This window comes from Dyadobacter sp., assembly GCF_017744695.1.
Classification (GTDB): domain Bacteria; phylum Bacteroidota; class Bacteroidia; order Cytophagales; family Spirosomataceae; genus Dyadobacter.
In genome coordinates this window covers 113680-134381 of sequence record NZ_JAGIAS010000008.1, presented here as the reverse complement: position 1 = coordinate 134381, position 20702 = coordinate 113680, and the positions used below count along the sequence as shown (strand labels likewise).

The following is a 20702-nucleotide window of genomic DNA, read 5'->3' as shown; positions in this document are numbered from 1 at the left end:
ACTCATGAATTCCTCACGTCCTGTTACGATTAAAGATATTGCACGCCGTTTCCGGTGCTCTCCTTCCACTGTTTCACGCGCACTCAACGACCACCCCGCAATCAATGAAGACACCCGGAAAAACATCCAGGAATATGCCAAAGAGGTTGGGTATCAACGTAATGAAGTGTCGCTGAGCCTGCTCAATAAAAAGACTGCCTCGCTGGGTGTGGTGGTGCCGACGATCAGCAATTATTACGAAACGGCGGTCATCGAAGGCCTGCACACCGTGTTGCAGCCTATGGGTTACACGCTCAATATCTGCGTAACCAACGAAAGTTACCTGCTTGAAAAAGAATCGTTGTCCAAACTGCTCTCCAACCGTACGGAGGGGATATTCCTGTCGGTTTCTCAGGAGACTTACGATGCAGGTTATTACGAGCATCTCGAAAGCGTGATCCAGCGCAAAACGCCGCTGATTTTTATCGACCGTGAATATGAGGATTTCGAAACAAGCCGGGCCACGGTGGACGATTATCACGGTGCGTTTGCCGCCGTAGAACACCTGATTTCCATCGGCTACAAGCAAATTGCGCATTTGAAGGGCCCGAACGGCCTCACCGTTTCGGAGCAGCGTTTCAAGGGCTATATCAATTGCCTCAAAAAGTACAATATGCCCATCCGCGAAGATCTGATTATCAATACGAATTTCAAGGTGGAGAGCGCTATCCTACCCACCAAGCGCCTGCTCGAACTCGCGTCTCCGCCCGACGCGATCTTCGGCGTGAACGACCAGGTGGCGATCGGTGCGATGCGTGTCGCCAAAGACAAAGGGCTTCGCATTCCGCAAGACATCGGGCTCGTAGGGTTCGATAACTCGCCGATATCCGCCTACACATTCCCTTCGCTCACCACCGTGCACCGTCCCGGACGTAAAATCGGTATGGAGGCTTCGCGTCTGTTTCTCAATCAATTGAATGGGTCGGGTGATTTCGCGCCGGAGAGTATTGTGTTGCCATCCGAGCTGGTGATCAGGGAATCGTCGTTGCGGATTTAATGCATTCTCATTGAATGGCTTTTTTGTAAAATAAATAGTTTGTAGCTCCCAGATACTTTGAAGAAATATCAATAGCTTAGTCGGTCTGTAACTCTTCTATCTGATTTATTAACTTGACTTTTACATTCCGTTCAATCCGACTTTTCCTGTCCGTATTGTGTGCGCTTGCTATGTGCGTCGGCGAACTGCGGGCAGCTCCTTCCATTGGTATCAAGCCTGTTCCTTCGTGGGTTATTCCGGTTACGCCGGGCGGGAAGGCAGCTGGGGCCAAGGATTTTTCAAACGGTTATTACGTCGCCTTTTCTGATATCCAGGCCAATCTGGATGAGCAAACGGTTTACAGGCGGGTCATCCGGCAAATCGTCTCTGAAAGCGGCGTGCAGAACGGCTCAGAAATGGTCATCGGTTTTGACCCTTCCTACGAACACCTGCATGTGCATAGTCTGGTCGTCTGGCGGGACGGAGTGGCGAAATCAAGACTGAATCTCGCGGATTTTAAGCTTATTCCCGTTGAAACTGACCGTCAGCGCTTTATTTACAATGGCTACTACACGGCATCGGTCATCCTGAAAGATATACGTAAAGGCGACCGTATCGAACTGTCTTACTCCCGTACCGGCTGGAACCCGGTATTTAAGGGAAAATACTCCGATGAATTCAGTTTTGCTTCGAATGATTACCTGGGGCACGTCCATGCAGCAGTGCTGGTAAAGACTGCACGACCGGTGTATATCAAGGATTTCAATAAACCGCCTGTACGTAAGGAGCGGACCGTGGGCGGGGTACGGATTTATGAATGGGACGCGAGAAATGTCAAACGGATTCAGTACGATGATTACACGCCAACATGGTATGATCAGACACCGCTGGTACAGATAACGGAATTCAAGAGCTGGAAAGAGGTGGTCGACTGGGGACTGAATTTTTACAGCATCCCCGTCGTTTCAGGCGCATTGCAGGCCAAGGTTGAAGAATGGAAACGGACTTCGGAAAGCAGATTGGACTATATCGAAAAAGCGGTGCGGTTTGTGCAGGACGAGGTGCGCTACCTGGGCATTGAAACCGGCGAGAATTCGCACCGTCCGCACAAGCCGGAAGACGTGTTTAACCAACGTTATGGTGATTGCAAGGACAAAGTATTCCTGCTTTGCGCCATCCTGAAAGCGAACAATATTGACGCGGCCCCAGTGCTGGTGAATAGCTACAAACTCTCCCGTCTGGTGAATTTCCTGCCGTCACCAACCGATTTTAATCATGTGGTGGCCCGGATACTCTTGCACGACCTCGAAAACCGAGCTCCCCAGGCGTCCGACTACCTGTTTGTGGATGCAACCATGTCGTTGCAGGGCGGGGCGATTCCGCAGACTTATTTCCCTGCTTACGGTCACGGGCTATTGTTGAAGGAAGGTGAAAGCAAATTGCTCCATATGGGGGTCCAGAATCCGGGTTCGACGGAGATTACCGAGGACTTCTATCTGCCAGCGATGGGCGACACCGCTTCGAAGGGGTTGTTGCAGGTAAAAACAGTGTATTTCGATAACGAAGCCGAGAATTTCCGGAGTACTTTGCAAGAATCGGTTTTGTCCGAACTGGAAGATTCCTACCTCAATTTTTACACTGAGCTTTACAAAAATACGCGCGTCGAACGTCTGGATTCACTCGAATTTTACGACCAGCGCGATGCCAACAATATCTCTGTTTTGGAGAGGTACCAAATTCAGGATGCCTGGCTAAAAGACGATATCACGGGCGAGTGGTACTTCCGGATATTAGGGCGAGTGATGTACGACCAGGTGCGCGTCCTGCCCGCGAAGAAGCGTGTCGGGCCTATGTACCTGAATTATCCGTCACACATCATTTACAAGGCCCGTGTACACTTCGGGGCCGTCAGGAGCGTGCCGGTGGACAACTGGAAAGTCGAACGAATGGCCTACGATATTTCTTTCAAATCGGAGTTTTTACCGAAAGAGAAGGTCTGGGAGCTTACCTATGTCTATAAAACCAAGCAAGATCATATTCCTGGTGATCAATTGGAGCAGTACCGGGAAGATGTTGAAAAATTAACCGGTTACCTCGAACAAAGGCTTGATGATTCATCCAGTAGTTTTATCAATTGGAGTGGAGTAAATGGTTGGATGCTTTTATTGGCATTGGTGGTTATAGCAGGTTGTTTCATGGCTGCGCGAAAGTTCGTTAAGTATTCCCCCGGCCCGCGCTTTCACGCACCGGCGACCTCTAAGAATGGTTGGTTGATCCTGATCGGTATAGGTATTGTTGCGACTTCGTTTTTGCTTCCGGTGAGCTTGCTTACTGCCGAGTCAGGGGCCTTTTTTACCGATGCCGAATGGTACCGCATGGATGGTACGACGGAAATGAGAATACTGGGTTACCACACTTTTCTGGTATTGAAATGTATTTTTTATGTGGGACTTTGGTGCTATTCTGTTTTTCTCTGTCGACTGTATTTTGGGAAACGGGATTCGTTTCCGATGATGTACAGTGGCTTTTTGTCGATAAATCTCGCCTTTGACATTCTGACCGTCGTTCTCAATTACTGTTTTTCGACACCCCAGGAAACAAATATTGCCGTGACAATGCCTGTCCAAATCATTTGGGCTGCCGCGTTAACTTCATACATGTATAAATCAGCGAGCGTCAAAAGAATATTTGCCAATACCTATGAAGATCAGATAGGCTTACACGATTATGAGCAAAGTGAAAGAGTCGAAAATGCAGAATAATAAGCCGCGTTGGTAAAAACAAAAGCGAGACGGATATCCTCCGTCTCGCTTTTGTTTGTCGCATTTAACAATCAATACCCATCATTCTGCTTCAAATACCCAGGCTCGTTCGACGCGCCGTCGATAGCCGTTTGCGGGATCGGGAAAATACGTTTCTTCACGTCCGTGTTGGTTTTTTCCGTCCATTGACCTTCGTATTTGCCAAAACGGATCATGTCCGGGCGGCGCAGCATTTCCCAGTAGAACTCGAAGCCGCGTTCGCGGAACAGGAGGTCGAGGGTCATGCTGGTCAATGCCGGCGGTGCGAGCGTCTTTGTGCGTGAAGCGCGCACGAGGTTTACATCGGCCAGGGCTCCGGCTGCATCGTTGCTTTTGCGCAGTTTCGCTTCGGCGCGCATCAGGTAAATGTCCGCCAGACGTGCGATGACGATATCGGCCTCGCCCCGGTTACGGCCGGTATTCGACTTACTGCTGAACTCGTATTTCTCTACGCGATAGCCGGTGTTATAGTTGCTTCCCGCAGTAGTGAAGTCGATCATCTCGGTGAAACTTACCGGCAAATCGGCGCGGTTACGCGTCACATAGTTCAGTTTTCCCACTTTCAACTTGCCGTCAGGGCAGCGGAGGAAGGCACCATTTACGCGCAGTGCACCATATTGCTGACCTCTAAGAATACCACGATTGATTTTATAATCGGCGTCATTTACGCAGGTATCGGCAGCATTGGTATAAATAGACATGTTTTGCTGGTAAAAACGCGGGTCACGCGAGGGATCCACCGCCCCGTAGGCTTGTACCCACGACTGATAGAAATCAGAAGTGATCGCAGGTCCATCGGTACCGTTCGCGGCAGGGAATTCGGCCAATGGGAACTGGTCGCCCGAGATCGAAAAGTAGGCCATGCGATTATGTCCGTTCAGTTCTGCGCGTTGGTCTACCGCGAAAATGATCTCTTCGTTGGTATGGTTGTTATTCCCGAAAATCGCGAAATAATCAGCCGAAAGTTTAGCCTGGCCGGAGTTGATCACTTTGTCGGTATACTGGATCACCTTGTCCATATCCTCGGCCTTGAAATCGAATGTAGCACCGTAAATGTTGCGGTACACAGCGGCATTCAGGCTCAGACGTGCCAACAGGCTCCATACTGCTGCCTGGTTCAGTCGGCCCGGACCTACAACAGATTTCGGCTGAACGGTCGGCTCAATAGCCAGCAATTCGCTTTCGATGTATTTTACCGCCTCGTCACCACGGATAATCTTCGAAGTAGTTCCCTGCTCATCCTTCACGAATGCAATCCCGAACAAATCGAGCATGACCATGTTGTAATAAGCGCGCATACCGCGAGCCTCGGCGGTATACAGTGCCGCGTTGGGCGATGTAGCGGTTTTGAGACCTTCAATAGCCGTGATACAACGTGAGATAGACTGTACCAGCTGGTTCCAGGTATTGTTTACGTTGGGATCGGTGCTGGTGGTATTGTGCCCGTGCAATGCGATGTAGATACCGTTGTCACCCCAGTCGGTCCCGCCGCGGTAGGGGAGGATCGCCTCGTCGGTAGAGATTTCCTGCAACGCAAAATAGGTCGTATGCTGGAAAAGGTTGGGAAGCAATGCATAGGTAGGGGCCAGCAGCCCGTTGGCAGTCTGTTCTTCTGAAAGTTTGGCCGTGAGTGTTTCATCGAGCACTTGTTCTTTCAGATCGGTACAGGCGTTGCTGAGCATCAGCAGGCCGGCTACCGCAAATATGGTGGATAGTTTCTTCTTCATGGGTCAATAATTAAAAGCCGAGATTGATCGAGAAAATGACGGTTTTCGCTTTCGGATAGCTCAGGTAGTCGATACCGTAAGAGGTAATGCCGGCGATCGAACGGTCGTTGTTAACTTCCGGGTCGTAGCCATTGTATTTGGTCCACAATGCCAGGTTCTGGCCAGTTACCGAAATGCGGGCTGTCTGCACCCATCTGTTGATGCCAAGCTTCGCAGTGTTGAGGTTGTAACCCAATACAAGGTTGTTCAGTCTCAGGTAAGCACCGCTTTTGAGATACCTTGTGGAAACACCCGCCGAGTTGTTGACCGATTCTTCCGGTGATGCAAGTGCCTCGGGAGTCACGTTCACACCTTTCGACAATTTCAGTTTGTAAAAATTGGAGTTGGCGGTGTTGTCATACACTTTGTTACCCGCAACACCATTGAAATTCGCACTCAGGTCGAAACCCTTGAAGCTGATGTTCCCGTTGAAGTTGTACATGCGCGTAGGCAATGCAGAACCGGCCACAATCCGGTCGGCGTCGTTGACAATGCCATTGCCGTCCACGTCACGGAACTTACTGATACCCTTCTCGTCAAAACCCATGAACTCTTTCAGGTAGAATGAACCGATCGCCTCGCCATTGATATAGCCGTTGATAGTCGCCGACGTCAGACCCGATCCTTGTGCCGAACCCGACGGGATCACTGTGTAAGGCGAGTGCTCTACGCGGTTTTTGATGAAAGTAATGTTTCCACCTAATGAGTATTTCAAGCCGTTTTCCAATGTATTCCGGTAATTCAGGTCAAGCTCCAAGCCCTGGTTGATGATCTGCATGTCAGGTACGTTGGTCCAGAAAGTACCGGCAGGTTGAACGGGGTCGGCAGGGATCACTTCAAGCAGTATCTTTTCAGATACCTTTCTGAAATAATCTATTTCACCGCTCAATGCACCTTTGAATAAACCAAAATCAAGACCTAAGTCCGTCTGTTTGGACACTTCCCACTGAATGTTAGGGTTAGCCAAACGTGTGTAGGTTGTACCGGCCGGGTAGGTGGTGCCGCCGTCGAGTGGGTAGCTCGCAGTTCCGGAAACCACGGATGTAAAGCGAGCCTGTGTAATTTTGGATGGGATTTCCTGGTTACCCGTCGATCCCCAGCCTGCGCGGAGCTTCAATTCCGAGAATGGCGACGATTTCATGAAAGGTTCTTCCGAAATCCTCCAACCCGCTGAAAATGAAGGGAACGATCCGTATTTGTTGTTGGAACCGAATTTGGACGATCCATCGATACGCAATGTTGCGGTGAGCAGGTACCTGTCTTTGAAACCATAGCTCGCACGACCAAAGAAGGATTGCAACTCATTGATGGTCGCGAAACCGCCGGGTTGGTTCAGTGCCAATGAGAGATCTTGCCCGAGGCCTGGGTTGTAGATCGGCTCGATGTCCGAGATCGGGAATTTGTTGATGCTGAAATTCCGGCTCTGAATGAAAATGCGCTGGTATGAATGACCGAGCAACGCCGTCAGGCTATGCATTTTGGTATTCAGGTTGTAAGTCAGGTAGTTCTCGATCAGCCTGTTGGTATTACGCAGACCGTAGTTTTCCAGACGTCCGACTTCGGCCGGGATCGTGCTTGGCAGCAATTGCTTATCCTGTGTAGCCGTTGAGTTATCGATGCCAAAGTTCAGTTTATAAACCAGCCCGTCGATAATCTTCACGGAAGGCGAAATACTCGCCAGCACGCGGTTGGTCGTCAATTCCTCCTTATACTGCTGCAACGTGAACAACGGATTGGTGAAATCCTGGTATTGAGCAATCTGTCCGTTCGCGTCGTAAGGAGCGTAAGTCGGGTTGATGGTCAGGGCACTACCAATCGCGCCCTGGATGTTGGGACGTTGGTTCTTGGTATTGGTAGCATTCAGGTTGAAATCCAGCGTCACGCGGTCGTCGAATAATTTTTGTGAAAGGTTCATCCGGCCTGTGTAGCGGTTCTGCTGGCTGTTTTTCAGAATACCCTGCTGTTTTTGTGCGCCAAACGATGCGTAGTAGGTCATTTTATCATTACCACCACCTACTGACACGTTGTGGTTGTGGGTAGTAGCGGTCCTGAAAATTTCCTTTTGCCAGTCGGTATTGGCTTTGCCGTCGCTTATGGTTGCGCCGAGTTTGGTGGCTTCGGCCAAAAACTCAGGTCCCGAGAGCACATCCAGCGGGCGGGCCACATTGGAAATACCCAGGCTTCCCGAATAGGTAACATTAGCCTGGCCAGACTTACCTTTTTTAGTGGTAATCAGGATTACCCCATTCGCGCCGCGCGCACCATAGATGGCTGTGGCCGAGGCATCTTTCAGTACGTCGATCGACTCGATATCCTGCGGGTTCAGGAAGTTGAGCGGGTTGGCGTCGCCACCGGTACCGCTGTTGTCGAGTGCCATGCCGTCCACAACGAACAAAGGCGTACTACCTGTACGCACACCACCCGGACCGCGAACGGTAATGCTGGTCTTGCCGCCCGGCTCACCGGTCGCCGACGTGATGTTCACGCCCGACACCTTTCCTTGCAGCAGCTGCTCGGGCGAGTTGATGATCCCCTGGTTGAACTCGGCGCTTTTCAGCGACTTCACCGAGCCGGTAATGTCCTTTTTCGTAGCGCTGCCGTAGCCGACCACCACCACCTCGCTGAGGTTGGAAGCCGATTCTTTGAGTTTTACCTGGATGGAACTGGCGTTGCTTTGGGTCAGAAGAAAGTCCTTGATCGATTGCTTTTCAAAACCGATATAGCTGAATTCCAGGTTATACCGCTGGCCTGTTTGCAGCTTTGCAAAACTGAATGAGCCTGATTCATCGGTAGTTGCACCTTGTTTGTTATTGCCGTTGGCATCGGAGATCACGACGGTAACACCGGGCAGACCTTCGGCAGAACCTTCGGTTGTTACTTTTCCGGTGAGGGTAACCTCCTGCAATGTGTTCATGTTGGATTCAACATGTTTTCGGGGCTGGCCTTCGGGAACGGGTATTTCAGCTGCGGCAATGGCGTGGAGGCCGCACACGGCCGTTACTTGCATGAGGCAGTTTCTGATTATTCCGGTCCTGACTGATAGAGTCGAAGTCTTTCTCATAGTCGTGGATTATTGGATTTTACAATGAATAGAAAGTTGAGGCAAAACAGATTTTTTAGTCATAGAGGAAAATTTGGGGTTATGAATCACAAGATTACAAATTGTATTTTTAAGATAATTAATAGCAATAACTTTATAGTTAATGCAAACGTTTGAAATTCTGTGCAAACGTTTGAAAAAATATGAAGATTAAATTGGATGAAATTAATATTACCTGTTGCGGTGTAGGAATAGTGATTTTAAATCACCCCAAAGTCTAATCGGGATGGGGAAAGTTGCATTAAAGCATCATTTCCGGACCAAAAATGGTATGACGGAGAAGAATAAATGCAGGAATAGGTTTTAAGGAATTGTTAAATCCGGATTTGTGAAGTAATGCAGGTTGCGAGGTGTGCAGGATCGGTGGAGTGGCCCGAAGAGAAGGCGGTCAGGCTGCGTTTTCTACCGGCAGAAGTTTAACGGTCAAGCCATAGGTTTTCAGAAGCTCGTCCAATTCTTGCTGATGCTCGGCCAATAGCCGCTCGTATTGTTTGATTATCGACGGCGTGTCGCCAAGCTCGCGATGGAGTTGCAGGGTTCTGTTAGTAAGTGCTACCAGCTCAATAAGCCTTGCTACCTGCTCTCCCCATTCGTGAAGTTCCTCCAATATCTTCATATCCATAATCTAGAAGTTTAGTTGTATAAAACCTTTTGATTTTCGGGCACGCGAAGTAGAGAATTGACTGCGCCACTGAAGTAGGTCCATATGATAGAAAACGTACTTTTGATGGTTTTCAGGATATCTTTTGACAAAGTACTCATCTACTCCTGTCTGTCGAACCCTGTGGTAGGCTCTTAAAATATCGATTTCAGATTCATTGGCATAGTAAATATTGGCATCAACAAAAGTTACAACATCGATGTCTCGGGGATTAAGTTTTCTCGTAACAAAACTTCCGTCAATCCACTGGTGAAATCCGGCTCCGATAATTGGGATCAGCTTCTCCAGATATTCTGAGTAATTCCGGAAAATTCCCGGCCTTGTATCAGATTCAGGAAAGGCATCGACGAATTCAGTTTTCAGTGTCGACCAGTCGCAATAAATAATGTCGTAAGGCTTCAAGTTGCCCTGGATGTCAAATTCCAAGTGTGTGTGTTGTTTAATTTTCAGTTTAAATATACCGAAAATTAAACACTTAAACATCCTGCCGCAACACCTCCAAAGGTGGCCGGGACAGGATGCCGCGGCTGTTGAGCAAACCGATAATTACGGTTAGCAACGAGACGAAAAGGAATATCAGTACCACTGGGCCGAGTTCAGGATTGAATTCGGATTCAAAGTTGAATTTGGCGAGGCAAAAGCTTCCGATGACGGCGATGAGTATGCCGGTGAATGCGGCCAACGCGCCCAGAAAGAAATATTCGAGCGAAGTGATAACGAATATCTGCCTGCGGCTTGCACCTAATGTCCGCAACAGGACGCTCTCCTGAATGCGCTGGTACTTGCTAATCATGACGGACGCGATAAGGACAATGAGTCCCGTGAGAATACTGAAACCGGCCATAAAGCGGATTACGAAACCGATTTTGTTAAAAATATCGTCCAGCACGCGCAGCACCAGGGCAAGGTCGATGATAGAAATGTTGGGGTACTGCCTGACGAGCGCCTGCTGGAACCGTGCGGAAACAGTTGGATTAGGCACGTGCGTGAGCATCGCATGGAACTGCGGGGCATCTTCCAGTACGCCGGTTGGAAATACCACCAGGAAGTTGGTACGCACCTCACTCCAGTTCACCTCCCGGAAACTGGAAATGGTGGTAGGCATAATGGTGCCCTGTACGTTGAAAACCATGGTATCGCCCAGTTCCAGACGGCTCCTTTCAGCAAAGCCCTGCTCCACGGAGATGGGGATCAGGTCAGTGGATTTGTCGTATTTGCCTAGCCATTTTCCCTTGGTGATTTTTTCGGAAGAAGTCGTGGAATCGCGGAATGTGACCCGGTACTCGCGGCCGAAAATGCGGCGCGATTGCTCAGCTGTGGTGTCGCCTTCAAAATCGGCGGCGGTTTTGCCATTGACTTCTTCCAAACGCATGTTCACAATGGGTACGCTTTGGTTGATAGGTACATTCTGGGCCTTGGCGATGGCCAGCACACCGTCTTTCTGATGGTTCTGGATATCGAAAAGTACCATGTTAGGCTGGTTGCCGCTGCTCGAAAGCTTCACGCGTGCAAGCAGGATGGTTTGGATGAAGAAGAGCGTGCAGATCAGCGAAGTGCCCAGCCCGACCGACACGATAAGAATGGTGGTTTGGTTATTAGGCCGGTACAAATTCGCAAGGCCCTGGCGCCAGAGGTAACTCCATGAAGTGGGAAAGAACCTGCGCACAAGCCACATCAGTAAGCTGGCAATGCCGAAAAGGATCAGGAATGAAGCGAGAATGCTGACGGTAAAAATGAGCGCCTGCAACCACGTCTGCATTTGCAGGAAAGAAAACCCGAAAATGAACAGGACGATCAGCCCGTATAATGCCCAGCTCACGGCGTCGCGTTCGGGATGGGATGCGTCGGAAGCCGAGCGAAGGACATTCAGTGGCGATACTTTACGGATCGATACGAGCGGCGGCAATGCGAAAAGGATGGAAATAAGTATACCAATCGCGAGCCCTTGCCCGATTGCAGGCCATGAAATGTCGGTAATGAGGTCAAATGGGAGCAGGTCTTTCAATACAACGGGCAAAAACTGCTGGATAATCGTTCCCAGAACGGTACCGAGCACTGTTCCGATCAGCCCGATGCCCGCGATCTGGATCAGATAGATCAGAAATGCCTGCGATGCTTTTACCCCCAGGCAGCGGAGTATCGCAATGGAGTTCAGCTTCTCGCGCACATATATATGTATGGCGCTCGCGACGCCTATGCATCCGAGCAGGAGCGCAACGAACCCTACCAGCGAGAGGAAGCGCGTGAGGTCGCGGAATGAGCGGCCGGTATCTTCTTTCTGGCTCTGGACGGTATTATAGTCAAGGTCAAAGCGCTCAAATTTGGGTTCGAGGGTTTTGACCATCTTTTCGACATCCGTTTTGGCGGGATATTTGAAATAATACCTGTAACCAACCCGGCTGCCTTTTTGCATAAGGCCCGTTTGATCCAGGAAGCGCATCGGAATGTACACTACGGGCGCCACCGAGGCGGTAACGCCGGTTGCGCCAGGTGCTTTTTCGAGAACGCCTGCAATAGCAAAAGTGACTTCCCCAATGCGGATAGAATCCCCCACCTGTGCGCGGTATTGCAGCATTAGCGTTTGGTCTACCAATGCTTCCTGCCGGTTTCGGAACGTCTTTTCAGCCGAAACAGGAATGGTTTCCAGCTTACCGTAGTAGGGAAAATCGCCGGAGAGGGCCTTCACCTGCGTCAAACGGCTGCCGCCGCCTTTGTTGAAATACACCATGGAGGCAAATGCCCGTTCTTCGGAGCGCATTTTGCCCAGCGAATCCACGAACACCATCGCTTTGCCCTCGATTTTTTTGCCGCTATAAACGGATAGGTCCGCACCGATGAGCGTGGCCGCCTGGCTGTCAATATTGTCGCGCAGGTTGTCGCCGAGCGAGTAAATGGCCACAAGCGCAGCAATGCCGAGGATAATGGACGAAATAAAAAGGGCCAGCCGGGCGCGGTTTCTGCGGCTGTCGCGCCAGGCCATTTGTAATAACCAGGAAAGATTGAAGGTATTGGGATTCATCGGAAATTCACGGTTAGCTGGCCTCCACAATTTTGCCGCCTTTGATGCGGATAATGCGCTGGGTCTTGGCAGCGAGTTCGAGGTCGTGGGTGACGACCACGAGCGTGGTGCCCGCCTCGCGGTTGAGGTCGAAAAGCAGTTTTACGACTTTCTCGCTTGTCTCGGCGTCGAGGTTACCGGTCGGTTCGTCGGCAAACAGGATCTGCGGCTGGTTGGAGAATGCCCGTGCCAGCGACACACGCTGTTGTTCGCCGCCGCTGAGCTGGGTAGGGTAGTGATGGCCGCGTTCGGCCAGGCCCACTTTATCGAGCAGGTCGAGTGCGCGTGACTTTACATTCTTTTCCCCGCGCAGTTCCATCGGTACCATCACATTTTCCAGCGCGGTGAGCGTCGGCAAGAGCTGGAAGTTTTGGAAAATGAAACCTACATATTGGTTACGAACGGCAGCCAGCTGGTCTTCGTTGAGGCCGTTCAGCCGGGTCCCGTGCAGTTCCACGGTGCCGGCTGTCGAGCGATCGAGCCCGGCACAGAGGCCGAGGAGCGTCGTTTTGCCGCTGCCCGATGGTCCTACGATGGAGACCGTGGAGCCTGTTTCGATGGAAAAACTGATATTATCAAGGACTTTGAGAGTGCGGTCACCGCTTTTATATATTTTGCTGACGTCGTGCAGATCGAGTATGGTATTCATCAATCGTTTTTCTTTTATGTTTGCGTGGTGCCCGGGGCGCGAAAGACCTAATTTGGCTCTTTTCGGCTATTGTTTCTCATAAATATAGTTTAAACGGTTTTTATTTGAGAATGAATGGCCGGGTATGCATTTTTAAACTATTAAATCCTTTCCTTTTGAATATAGATTATGACTGATATGCGTCGTTTCAAGACATTTTTGGCATTATTCATTTGGGCCGCAGCACTGTTTTCCTGTGGTGGGGATAAAAAGGAAGAATCGGACCAGAAAGCCGGTCCCACCCAAACAGCTGCTAAAACGCCTGCCGCTAAGAAGAAGATCATCGTGTTTTTCGGCAACAGCCTAACGGCCGGTTACGGGCTCGATGATCCGTCGCAAGGCTTTGCGGGGCTGATCCAGAAACGGATCGATTCGTTGGGACTTAATTACAAGGTTGTGAATGCAGGCGTGAGCGGCGAAACGACTTCCGGAGGCAATAGCCGTATTGATTGGCTGCTCAAACAACCGCTCGACGTTTTCGTGCTCGAACTCGGTGGTAACGATGGCTTGCGCGGCATCCCGGTTTCCGAAACCAGGAAGAACCTGCAGGAAATTCTCGATAAGGTGAAAACCAAATATCCCGATGCCAAACGCGTGCTGGCCGGTATGCAGATTCCACCGAATATGGGACAGAAATATGCAACCGAATTCAAGGATGTGTACGCGGATCTGGCGAAAAAGAATGGGGTAACCCTCATTCCCTTTTTGCTCGAAGGAGTGGGCGGCGAATCGAAACTAAACCAGGCCGATGGCATTCACCCTACCGCGGAAGGCCACAAGATTCTCGCTGAGAATGTCTGGATAAGGATCAAAGATTTGTTATGAATGCAAGAACCCGCCGTCGGGCGGGTTCTTGCATTTCAGGCATTGTATGTTTCATTACCATGGAGCTGCCGGGCATTGTAGCGGTTCCAGGCCTTGATGATTTCCATCCTGTCGTCCACCGTGCGTGGCGTAAAAGAAATGACGACACCGCCTTCGCGGATGCTGGATTCAAATGCAGCCGCATGTTCCCTGGGCACACCGCGGTTGTGTAACGCGCCCACAATGCCGCCTGTGAGTCCGCCAGCCCCCGCACCCGTAAGCGCTGCGAGCAAGGGACCGGCCACCGCTATCCCAAGGCCGGGAATGACGACCGTAGTACCAATAGCGATGATCGCGCCGGCAATAGCCCCCGCCGTGCCGCCGATCGCGGAACCAATGCCGGCATTCTCCATCGTGGAATGGGCTGGTTTTTTATCTTCAATTTCTTCGTGGTGTATCCGATGTGTTTCGTCTGAAATGATCACGTTGATCTCCTCTGGCTTATAACCCCGGTAAATCAATTCGTCGTAAGCTTTTTGGGCATCCATTCGGTTGGAGAATACCGCATTCACCAGCGAGGGATAGTTGTATTCGATTGTAGTTTCCATGACATCGCGGTTTGGTGTATCGCGCGATTTGAAAAACAATTGTGCCAGGAACCAGGCAAAGTTACTCCGCTTTCATCACGTGGAATTGCCTCGAAAGTCCGTTGGGGCCGGTGAGTTTCAACAAATAGATACCGGATTGCCATTGCGAAGTAGCGATGCGCGCGGGCAACTGCCCGCCGGACCGGTAAACTACTTTGCCGCCGGTGTCGGTAAGCTCCACGGTACCGGAAAGCCCGGCCTGCTGCGAGAGGAATAATGACTCCGAAAATGGGTTCGGATAGGCCAACGCGGGCGCCTCGCGCACGTAAACGCTCCGTACGCGGCTATACGAGTACGTAGCGTCACGGTCGGTCATGCGTAGCCGGTAGAGATTTTCACCCGTAAAGGGATAATTATCCGAAAAAGAATAAACTTCTTTCTGCAAGCTTTCACCTTTGGCCTGCAATACACCTGCTTTTTGCCATGAACGGCCATCGCCGCTGCGCTCGATATCGAAATGGGACGCGTTGCTTTCCATTGTGGTGGCCCAGCTAAGGCGTACGGAACCGCCTTCGCCGGTCGCATCGAATTCGGTAAGGACCACCGGCAACGGGCCATTGCAGGCCGAATAGAGCGTTGTTTCATTGTTACACATGCCGGCATTGCCCGACACATTCAGGTAGGTCCCGGCCGGATGGGCATGCTGATAGTTGCAAACGGCTGATACGTTACAGAGTGACAGCATCGGGTTGTTGCGGATGGTAAGGTCCCCGCCGATCGCGAGGCTCGTTGCCAGCCCCGTAAGCGAGGTGAGCGACTCGTTACCGACGATATTCACCGTTCCGGAAACATTGGTGAGCGCGCTTAAATCTCCGAGATTGTTGAGTACTCCGTTGAACGATATTTCGAGCATACCTGCGCTTCGGAGCCCGCCGAGGCCGTTCAACGAGGTTAGTGAATGATTTTCAGCAATGATTATGGCGCCACCAACGCTGGTGATATTTTGCAGTGGGGCGAGGCTGGTAACCACATCGCTCGCAAGGCTGGTGATGTAGATATTACCTGTTACCGTTTTCCATTGTGACTCCCAGGAATTCAGCGCGCTCTGGCTGGTAAATTCAACATTCCCGACATAGGTTTGCGCCAGCATGCGGCCGGAAGCCAGCGTCAATAGCATGAGCCACAACAGCGGGCGACTTTTGTGTAAAATCAACTGCATAGAATAGGGGTTATCGTGCAAAGGCTACCTCAAGGTAAGCTTTTGTAACCAGACTGCTGTAAACAAAAGCCCGGAACGATTGAAAACTAACGTCCCGGGCCTATTGTGCTGAGTGGGTGGGCGCTATACCACCCTGTCGCCACGTATCACACGGAGAATGATCGCTATCACGGCGATCACCAGCAGAATATGAATGATATTTCCTAATCCAAAACTCGCAAAGCCGAAATAGCCGATCAGCCAGAGGATTACCAGGATTACGGCTATGGTATACAGGAGATTTCCCATTGTTGTAAAATTTTGAGTTAGAGTTATTTTAGAGATATCTGGATTATATCAATTTAAATGCCAGCCACTTTCTTGTGGGCTGAAACGGGATATTTCCCCGGTTTCTACAATATTTGCGGGGTTTAAGGCCTTTGCACCATGCAGTTGTAGAAATTTTTCTCAAAAACTTACGGTGGCAGCCTCTCCGTTATCGTCATTCTCTCAATTCCCTTTTAGCTCTTTACAATGAAAAAAGCATTTCAGTCACTCTTTGCATTTACCCTGTTGGTACTAGCGCTGCTAAACGCCACGGAGGTCGCCGCTGCACAAGTCGATACCGTGGAGGTGAACAGCGCGGTCATGAGGAAAAACCTTAAAGTGGTCGTAGTGCGGCCGGCTGGGTATAGTACAGGTAAGGAGTTTCCGGTTGTTTATTTGCTGCACGGTTACAGCGGCAACCATTCGGACTGGATTACCAAAGCGCCGCGCATTCAGCAAGCAGCGGACCATTACAATATGATCATCGTGTGTCCAGACGGCGGTTTCAGCAGCTGGTATTGGGATAGTCCGGTGGATCCCCAGTCCCAATATGAGACCTATGTTTCCAAAGAGCTGGTTTCTTATGTCGACAAAAACTATAAAACCATCAAAGACCGTAAAGGGCGCGGGATTACCGGGCTGAGCATGGGCGGTCACGGGGCATTATACCTGGCATTAAAGCATCAGGATGTGTATGGCACAGCCGGGAGCATGAGTGGTGGGGTGGACATCCGTCCTTTCCCCAATAACTGGGATATGGCCAAGCGCCTGGGCAACTACGCCGAGCAACCCGAAAGATGGGAGAAGAATACGGTGATCAATATGCTTCATTTGCTTACTCCCAACTCACTTTCACTCATTATCGATTGCGGTACCGACGACTTCTTTTATGGGGTGAATGAAAACCTGCATAAGCAGCTTGAATACCGCAAGATTCCGCACGATTACATTGCACGTCCCGGGGCGCATAACTGGCCCTACTGGGAGAACGCGGTGCAGCATCAGTTCCTTTTTATGAATACTTATTTTAATAAAAAATAAACATAACCTGCTTACTATGAGGGTCCTTGTTTCCGCGCTGGCGTTTTGCCTGATTGTTTTATCCAAAATATCATACGCCCAGGAGGGTAATCGGGCATTGCCTGATCCATTTACTTTTAACAACGGCAAAAAAGTGAAGTCGGTAAAGGAATGGGAGCGCAGGCGAAAGGAAATCCTTGAAACGATGACACGTGAAATGTACGGCGTGGCGCCGGGAAGGCCTCAAAACATGCGTTTCGAAGTTTTTGACCTGGATAAGAATGCATTGGGAGGCAAAGCGACGCGGAAGCAGGTGACAGTGCACATTACCGAAAAAGGTAAGGAAGCGCAGTTCGACTTATTGATTTACATTCCTAACCAGGTAAAGAAACCGGTACCAGCGATTATCGGGATCAATTTCATTGGTAACCAGGCTATTCATGCCGATCCGGGCATTAAGCTGACGACCGCGTGGGTCGAGAACAGCCGGATGTTCCCCTGCGCGGCCGATGGCAAAGCAACCGATGCCTGCCGGGGAGTGAATGCCTCTCAATGGGCCGTGGATAGCATCCTCGCACGCGGGTACGCGCTGGTAACATGCTACCGGGAGGAAATTGCTTCGGACCGTAAGGAGTATGCGTTTCAAACAGGTGCACACACATTATACCCGGAATTACAGCAGCGCGAAGATAATTTCGGTACCATTGCCGCCTGGGCGTGGGCTTTGAGCCGCGGAATGGACTACCTCGAAACTGACAAGGACATTGATGCCAAACGCGTGGCGGTCTTTGGTTTTTCACGACTGGGAAAGGCCGCGCTTTGGGCCGGTGCGACAGACCGCCGGTTTGCTGCCGTACTAAGCAATGAGTCGGGAGCGGGCGGGGGCAAGCAGTTCCGGCGCGGGATCGGAGAGGACATTAACCGACTCTGTACGGTATTTCCGCACTGGTACGCCCGGAGCCTGAGTAAGTACAAAGGGAAGGATTCGGAACTGCCGTTCGATCAGCATTTCGTCCTTTCGCTCATTGCTCCACGTCCGGTATACCTGGCGACGGCCGAAGACGACAAGAACGCCGATCCGCAGGGTGAGTTTGCCACCGCTCGGGCCTCGGATGCCGTGTACCGATTTTTGGGGACGAACGGCTTTCCTGGCAGCCCGTTTCCGGCGCTGAATCAGCCTCTGATGGGCCAAATCGGCTTTCATATCCGGCCCGGCGGACATGACGTTAAAATGTTCGACTGGATACAGTTTTTAAATTTCTCTGATTTACATTTGCAAAAATAGACCGAACCAATATTTAATTTTACTATTCAGCTAAATGAGCAACCATTCGTCTGCCGGCACCGTTCACGCCTCCCCGCCTAAGTTTACTGACAAAAAATACCTTGTTACCCTGGTCTTTGTTACCTCCCTTTTCATGTGCTGGGGGATTGCGATTACGATGGGCGACGTGCTCAACAAACACTTTCAGAAGGTACTTAGTCTGAGCAAGACGCAATCCGCGTTCGTTCAATTCGCGATTTTTGGAGCCTATTTCATTATGGGTATCCCTGCGGGTTTGTTCATGAAGCGGTTTGGCTATAAAAATGGTGTATTGCTTGGTTTGTCGCTGTTTGCACTTGGCGCATTCCTGTTCGTTCCGGCCGCCAGCACGGCGTCCTTCCCTTTCTTTGGTATCGCGCTGTTTATCCTGGGTTGTGGTTTGGCAACGCTTGAAACCGTGGCGCACCCCTTTGTGGCTTCACTGGGTGACCAGCGTACGAGTGACCAGCGTATTAACTTCGCACAGGCGTTCAATGCATTGGGCGCTATCCTCGGCCCGGCAATCGGAAGTTTTTTCCTTTTCCGTAATCACGTGGAAGGTAGTACCGATCTTACTTCCGTGCGAAACCTTTATATCGCCATCGGTTCGGTTATCGCGTTGATCGCATTAGCCTTTTCATTTGTGAAGGTACCCGCGCTCATCGATCCGCACGCTGCGGACGTTGATCCCGAAGCGGCAAATGTGGATACAGAGCCCGGAAAATCGTTGTTCCAACATCGCCATTTCGTGTGGGCTGTGGCTGCGCAGTTCTTCAATGTGGCCGCACAAGGTGGTACCTGGGCATTTTTTATTAATTATGGCCATGAAAAAATGGGCTTCTCCGATGCGGTAGCAGCCAATTACATGATCGGCTTTATGGCGTTGATGCTGGTCGGACGTTTCGTAGGAACTTTCCTGATGCGTTTTGTCGCTCCACATACATTGCTGGCCATTTTTGCATTCAGCAATATTGTGATGTGCCTCATCGTGGCACAGGCGTGGGGATGGCCGTCATTCATTGCGCTCATGATGCTTAATTTCTTTTTTAGTATCATGTTCCCGACGATTTTCAGCCTTGGTTTGAAAAACCTCGGAGCACATACACAACAGGGCTCGTCGTTCATCGCAATGGGTGTAGCGGGTGGAGCATTCTTCCCGTTCCTGATGGGCGCTGTGGCAGAAACTAATGTGGCACATGCCTACTACCTCCCGATCATCTGCTACGCGGTGATCTTCCTGTTCGGTTATAAATTTTACAAATCGCATTGAGGTACTTCGGCAGTCGGCTTTCGGCAATCGGCTTTTCGGTTATGCGTGAAGCTGATTGCCGACGGCTGACTGTCGAAGGCCTATTTAATTAACAAAAGGAATTGAGCTGTTTCGGCTATCGGCAATCGGATATCAAGGTTTTTTGAAAACGCCGCCGAAAGCCGACTGCCGAAAGCCGAAGTCTTATAAAAACAACAACAATGAAACTCTGGGGAATCGACTTAGGAGGTACTAAAATAGAATGTGCAGTGCTGGATCCCGAAAGGAATCTGGAAGTGGTGGTACGCATGCGCGTACCGACGGAATCAGTAAATGGCTATGATCATATTCTGTCGCAGATCAAGAAGCTGATCGACATGGTAGCGGATCAGGTAGGCGAGCGGCCGCGTAAAATTGGTTTCGCGACACCAGGCGTGCTCGAACCGGATTCGCAACTGATGAAAAATTCCAACACGACCTGCCTCAATGGAATGCCGTTGAAGGCCGATCTGGAAAAAATACTGGGCGTACCATGCCAACTTGCTAACGATGCAAACTGTTTTGCCCTGGCAGAAGCATTGATGGGCGCCGGAAAAGATTATCACGGTGCAGAAGTGGTATTTGGGGTGATTATGGGTACCGGAGTAGGCGGCGGATTGGTCGTGAACAACAAGATCATCGGCGGGCATCACGGCATCGGCGGCGAATGGGGGCACAACATTCTCGAAGAAGGCGGCGACCCATGCTACTGCGGCAAAGCAGGCTGCGTGGAGCAGGTGATTGCAGGTCCCGCATTGGAGCGGCACTACGAAAGATTGAGCGGGGAGAAGGTATCTTTGAAAACCGTGCTGGAAAGATACCACACGGGCAACGATGAGCATGCCAAAGCAACGATCGAACGTCTGCTCGAATATTATGGCCGCGCTATTTCGACGCTCATCAACGTGATCGACCCGAACCTGATCGTGATCGGCGGAGGTGTAGGTAATATCGACTTGCTTTACACAGCCGGATTCGAGCGCATCCGCAAGTATATATTCAACAAAGGAATCGTAACGACGCCGATCGTAAAGCCCAAACTGGGCGATAGCGCGGGCGTTTTCGGGGCGGCGTTGCTGTAACGGG

General features: G+C 50.6%; 16 protein-coding genes. 7 read left to right on the top strand and 9 right to left on the bottom strand.

The features are described from left to right. The first annotated feature begins 4 nt into the window (after nt 1–4). Entirely contained in the window at nt 5–1036 is a 1032-nt protein-coding gene (locus tag J7619_RS25770) for a LacI family DNA-binding transcriptional regulator (protein WP_291205740.1), read from the top strand. A gap of 170 nt (nt 1037–1206) precedes the next feature. After that, entirely contained in the window at nt 1207–3777 is a 2571-nt protein-coding gene (locus J7619_RS25765; protein WP_291205737.1) for a DUF3857 domain-containing protein, read from the top strand. A gap of 71 nt (nt 3778–3848) precedes the next feature. Here the strand turns inward: J7619_RS25765 and J7619_RS25760 are convergent, their stop codons facing one another. The 6 genes from J7619_RS25760 to J7619_RS25735 form a co-directional block, all read right to left on the bottom strand. After that, nucleotides 3849–5543, bottom strand: a complete 1695-nt coding sequence (locus J7619_RS25760) for a RagB/SusD family nutrient uptake outer membrane protein (protein ID WP_291205734.1) — start codon at nt 5541–5543, stop codon at nt 3849–3851. Nucleotides 5544–5553: 10 nt separating this feature from the next. Then, nucleotides 5554–8589: a TonB-dependent receptor gene (locus J7619_RS25755; protein ID WP_291205731.1), complete on the bottom strand. Its 3036-nt coding sequence runs from the start codon at nt 8587–8589 to the stop codon at nt 5554–5556. A gap of 481 nt (nt 8590–9070) precedes the next feature. Next, nucleotides 9071–9298, bottom strand: a complete 228-nt coding sequence (locus J7619_RS25750) for a hypothetical protein (protein ID WP_291205728.1) — start codon at nt 9296–9298, stop codon at nt 9071–9073. A gap of 9 nt (nt 9299–9307) precedes the next feature. Continuing rightward, nucleotides 9308–9769: a DUF6932 family protein gene (locus J7619_RS25745; RefSeq protein WP_291205725.1), complete on the bottom strand. Its 462-nt coding sequence runs from the start codon at nt 9767–9769 to the stop codon at nt 9308–9310. A 49-nt stretch (nt 9770–9818) separates the two neighbouring features. Beyond that, the gene (locus J7619_RS25740) at nt 9819–12362 is read right to left on the bottom strand and encodes an ABC transporter permease (protein WP_291205722.1); all 2544 of its coding nucleotides are present in this window, start codon (nt 12360–12362) and stop codon (nt 9819–9821) included. 13 nt (nt 12363–12375) lie between these two features. Next, on the bottom strand, nt 12376–13050 hold the full coding sequence (locus J7619_RS25735; protein WP_291039794.1) for an ABC transporter ATP-binding protein: 675 nt from the start codon (nt 13048–13050) through the stop codon (nt 12376–12378). Between the two features lie 168 nt (nt 13051–13218). Between J7619_RS25735 and J7619_RS25730 the strand changes: the two genes are divergently transcribed. After that, nucleotides 13219–13914: an arylesterase gene (locus J7619_RS25730; protein WP_291205719.1), complete on the top strand. Its 696-nt coding sequence runs from the start codon at nt 13219–13221 to the stop codon at nt 13912–13914. 35 nt (nt 13915–13949) lie between these two features. Here J7619_RS25730 and J7619_RS25725 read toward each other — a convergent pair whose 3' ends face one another. The 3 genes from J7619_RS25725 to J7619_RS25715 all read right to left on the bottom strand — a co-directional run bounded on the left by J7619_RS25725 (nt 13950) and on the right by J7619_RS25715 (nt 15987). Beyond that, complete coding sequence (locus tag J7619_RS25725) at nt 13950–14501, bottom strand: hypothetical protein (RefSeq protein ID WP_291205716.1); 552 nt, start codon at nt 14499–14501, stop codon at nt 13950–13952. A gap of 61 nt (nt 14502–14562) precedes the next feature. Next, on the bottom strand, nt 14563–15699 hold the full coding sequence (locus tag J7619_RS25720; RefSeq protein WP_291205713.1) for a T9SS type A sorting domain-containing protein: 1137 nt from the start codon (nt 15697–15699) through the stop codon (nt 14563–14565). Between the two features lie 123 nt (nt 15700–15822). Beyond that, a complete protein-coding gene (locus tag J7619_RS25715; RefSeq protein ID WP_015815140.1) occupies nt 15823–15987 on the bottom strand; it encodes a lmo0937 family membrane protein in 165 nt (54 codons plus the stop codon). A gap of 225 nt (nt 15988–16212) precedes the next feature. Between J7619_RS25715 and J7619_RS25710 the strand changes: the two genes are divergently transcribed. The 4 genes from J7619_RS25710 to J7619_RS25695 all read left to right on the top strand — a co-directional run bounded on the left by J7619_RS25710 (nt 16213) and on the right by J7619_RS25695 (nt 20698). Further along, nucleotides 16213–17046, top strand: coding sequence for an alpha/beta hydrolase family protein (locus J7619_RS25710; RefSeq protein ID WP_291205707.1), 834 nt, complete (start codon nt 16213–16215; stop codon nt 17044–17046). 16 nt (nt 17047–17062) lie between these two features. Beyond that, nucleotides 17063–18310, top strand: a complete 1248-nt coding sequence (locus J7619_RS25705; RefSeq protein ID WP_291205704.1) for an acetylxylan esterase — start codon at nt 17063–17065, stop codon at nt 18308–18310. A 34-nt stretch (nt 18311–18344) separates the two neighbouring features. Further along, nucleotides 18345–19598 (top strand): L-fucose:H+ symporter permease, encoded by a 1254-nt coding sequence (gene fucP / locus J7619_RS25700; RefSeq protein ID WP_291205701.1) that lies wholly within the window; start codon nt 18345–18347, stop codon nt 19596–19598. A gap of 200 nt (nt 19599–19798) precedes the next feature. After that, entirely contained in the window at nt 19799–20698 is a 900-nt protein-coding gene (locus tag J7619_RS25695; protein WP_291205698.1) for an ROK family protein, read from the top strand. Nucleotides 20699–20702: the final 4 nt, after the last annotated feature.

What these genes read in the sequence shown, in the direction of transcription:
- J7619_RS25750 (WP_291205728.1), bottom strand. Translation starts at nt 9,298, where the DNA reads ATGAAGATATTGGAGGAACTTCACGAATGGGGAGAGCAGGTAGCAAGG.
- J7619_RS25760 (WP_291205734.1), bottom strand. Translation starts at nt 5,543, where the DNA reads ATGAAGAAGAAACTATCCACCATATTTGCGGTAGCCGGCCTGCTGATG.
- J7619_RS25715 (WP_015815140.1), bottom strand. Translation starts at nt 15,987, where the DNA reads ATGGGAAATCTCCTGTATACCATAGCCGTAATCCTGGTAATCCTCTGG.
- fucP (WP_291205701.1), top strand. Translation starts at nt 18,345, where the DNA reads ATGAGCAACCATTCGTCTGCCGGCACCGTTCACGCCTCCCCGCCTAAG.
- J7619_RS25730 (WP_291205719.1), top strand. Translation starts at nt 13,219, where the DNA reads ATGACTGATATGCGTCGTTTCAAGACATTTTTGGCATTATTCATTTGG.
- J7619_RS25710 (WP_291205707.1), top strand. Translation starts at nt 16,213, where the DNA reads ATGAAAAAAGCATTTCAGTCACTCTTTGCATTTACCCTGTTGGTACTA.
- J7619_RS25725 (WP_291205716.1), bottom strand. Translation starts at nt 14,501, where the DNA reads ATGGAAACTACAATCGAATACAACTATCCCTCGCTGGTGAATGCGGTA.
- J7619_RS25705 (WP_291205704.1), top strand. Translation starts at nt 17,063, where the DNA reads ATGAGGGTCCTTGTTTCCGCGCTGGCGTTTTGCCTGATTGTTTTATCC.
- J7619_RS25720 (WP_291205713.1), bottom strand. Translation starts at nt 15,699, where the DNA reads ATGCAGTTGATTTTACACAAAAGTCGCCCGCTGTTGTGGCTCATGCTA.
- J7619_RS25765 (WP_291205737.1), top strand. Translation starts at nt 1,207, where the DNA reads ATGTGCGTCGGCGAACTGCGGGCAGCTCCTTCCATTGGTATCAAGCCT.
- J7619_RS25740 (WP_291205722.1), bottom strand. Translation starts at nt 12,362, where the DNA reads ATGAATCCCAATACCTTCAATCTTTCCTGGTTATTACAAATGGCCTGG.
- J7619_RS25735 (WP_291039794.1), bottom strand. Translation starts at nt 13,050, where the DNA reads ATGAATACCATACTCGATCTGCACGACGTCAGCAAAATATATAAAAGC.
- J7619_RS25770 (WP_291205740.1), top strand. Translation starts at nt 5, where the DNA reads ATGAATTCCTCACGTCCTGTTACGATTAAAGATATTGCACGCCGTTTC.
- J7619_RS25695 (WP_291205698.1), top strand. Translation starts at nt 19,799, where the DNA reads ATGAAACTCTGGGGAATCGACTTAGGAGGTACTAAAATAGAATGTGCA.
- J7619_RS25755 (WP_291205731.1), bottom strand. Translation starts at nt 8,589, where the DNA reads ATGCAAGTAACGGCCGTGTGCGGCCTCCACGCCATTGCCGCAGCTGAA.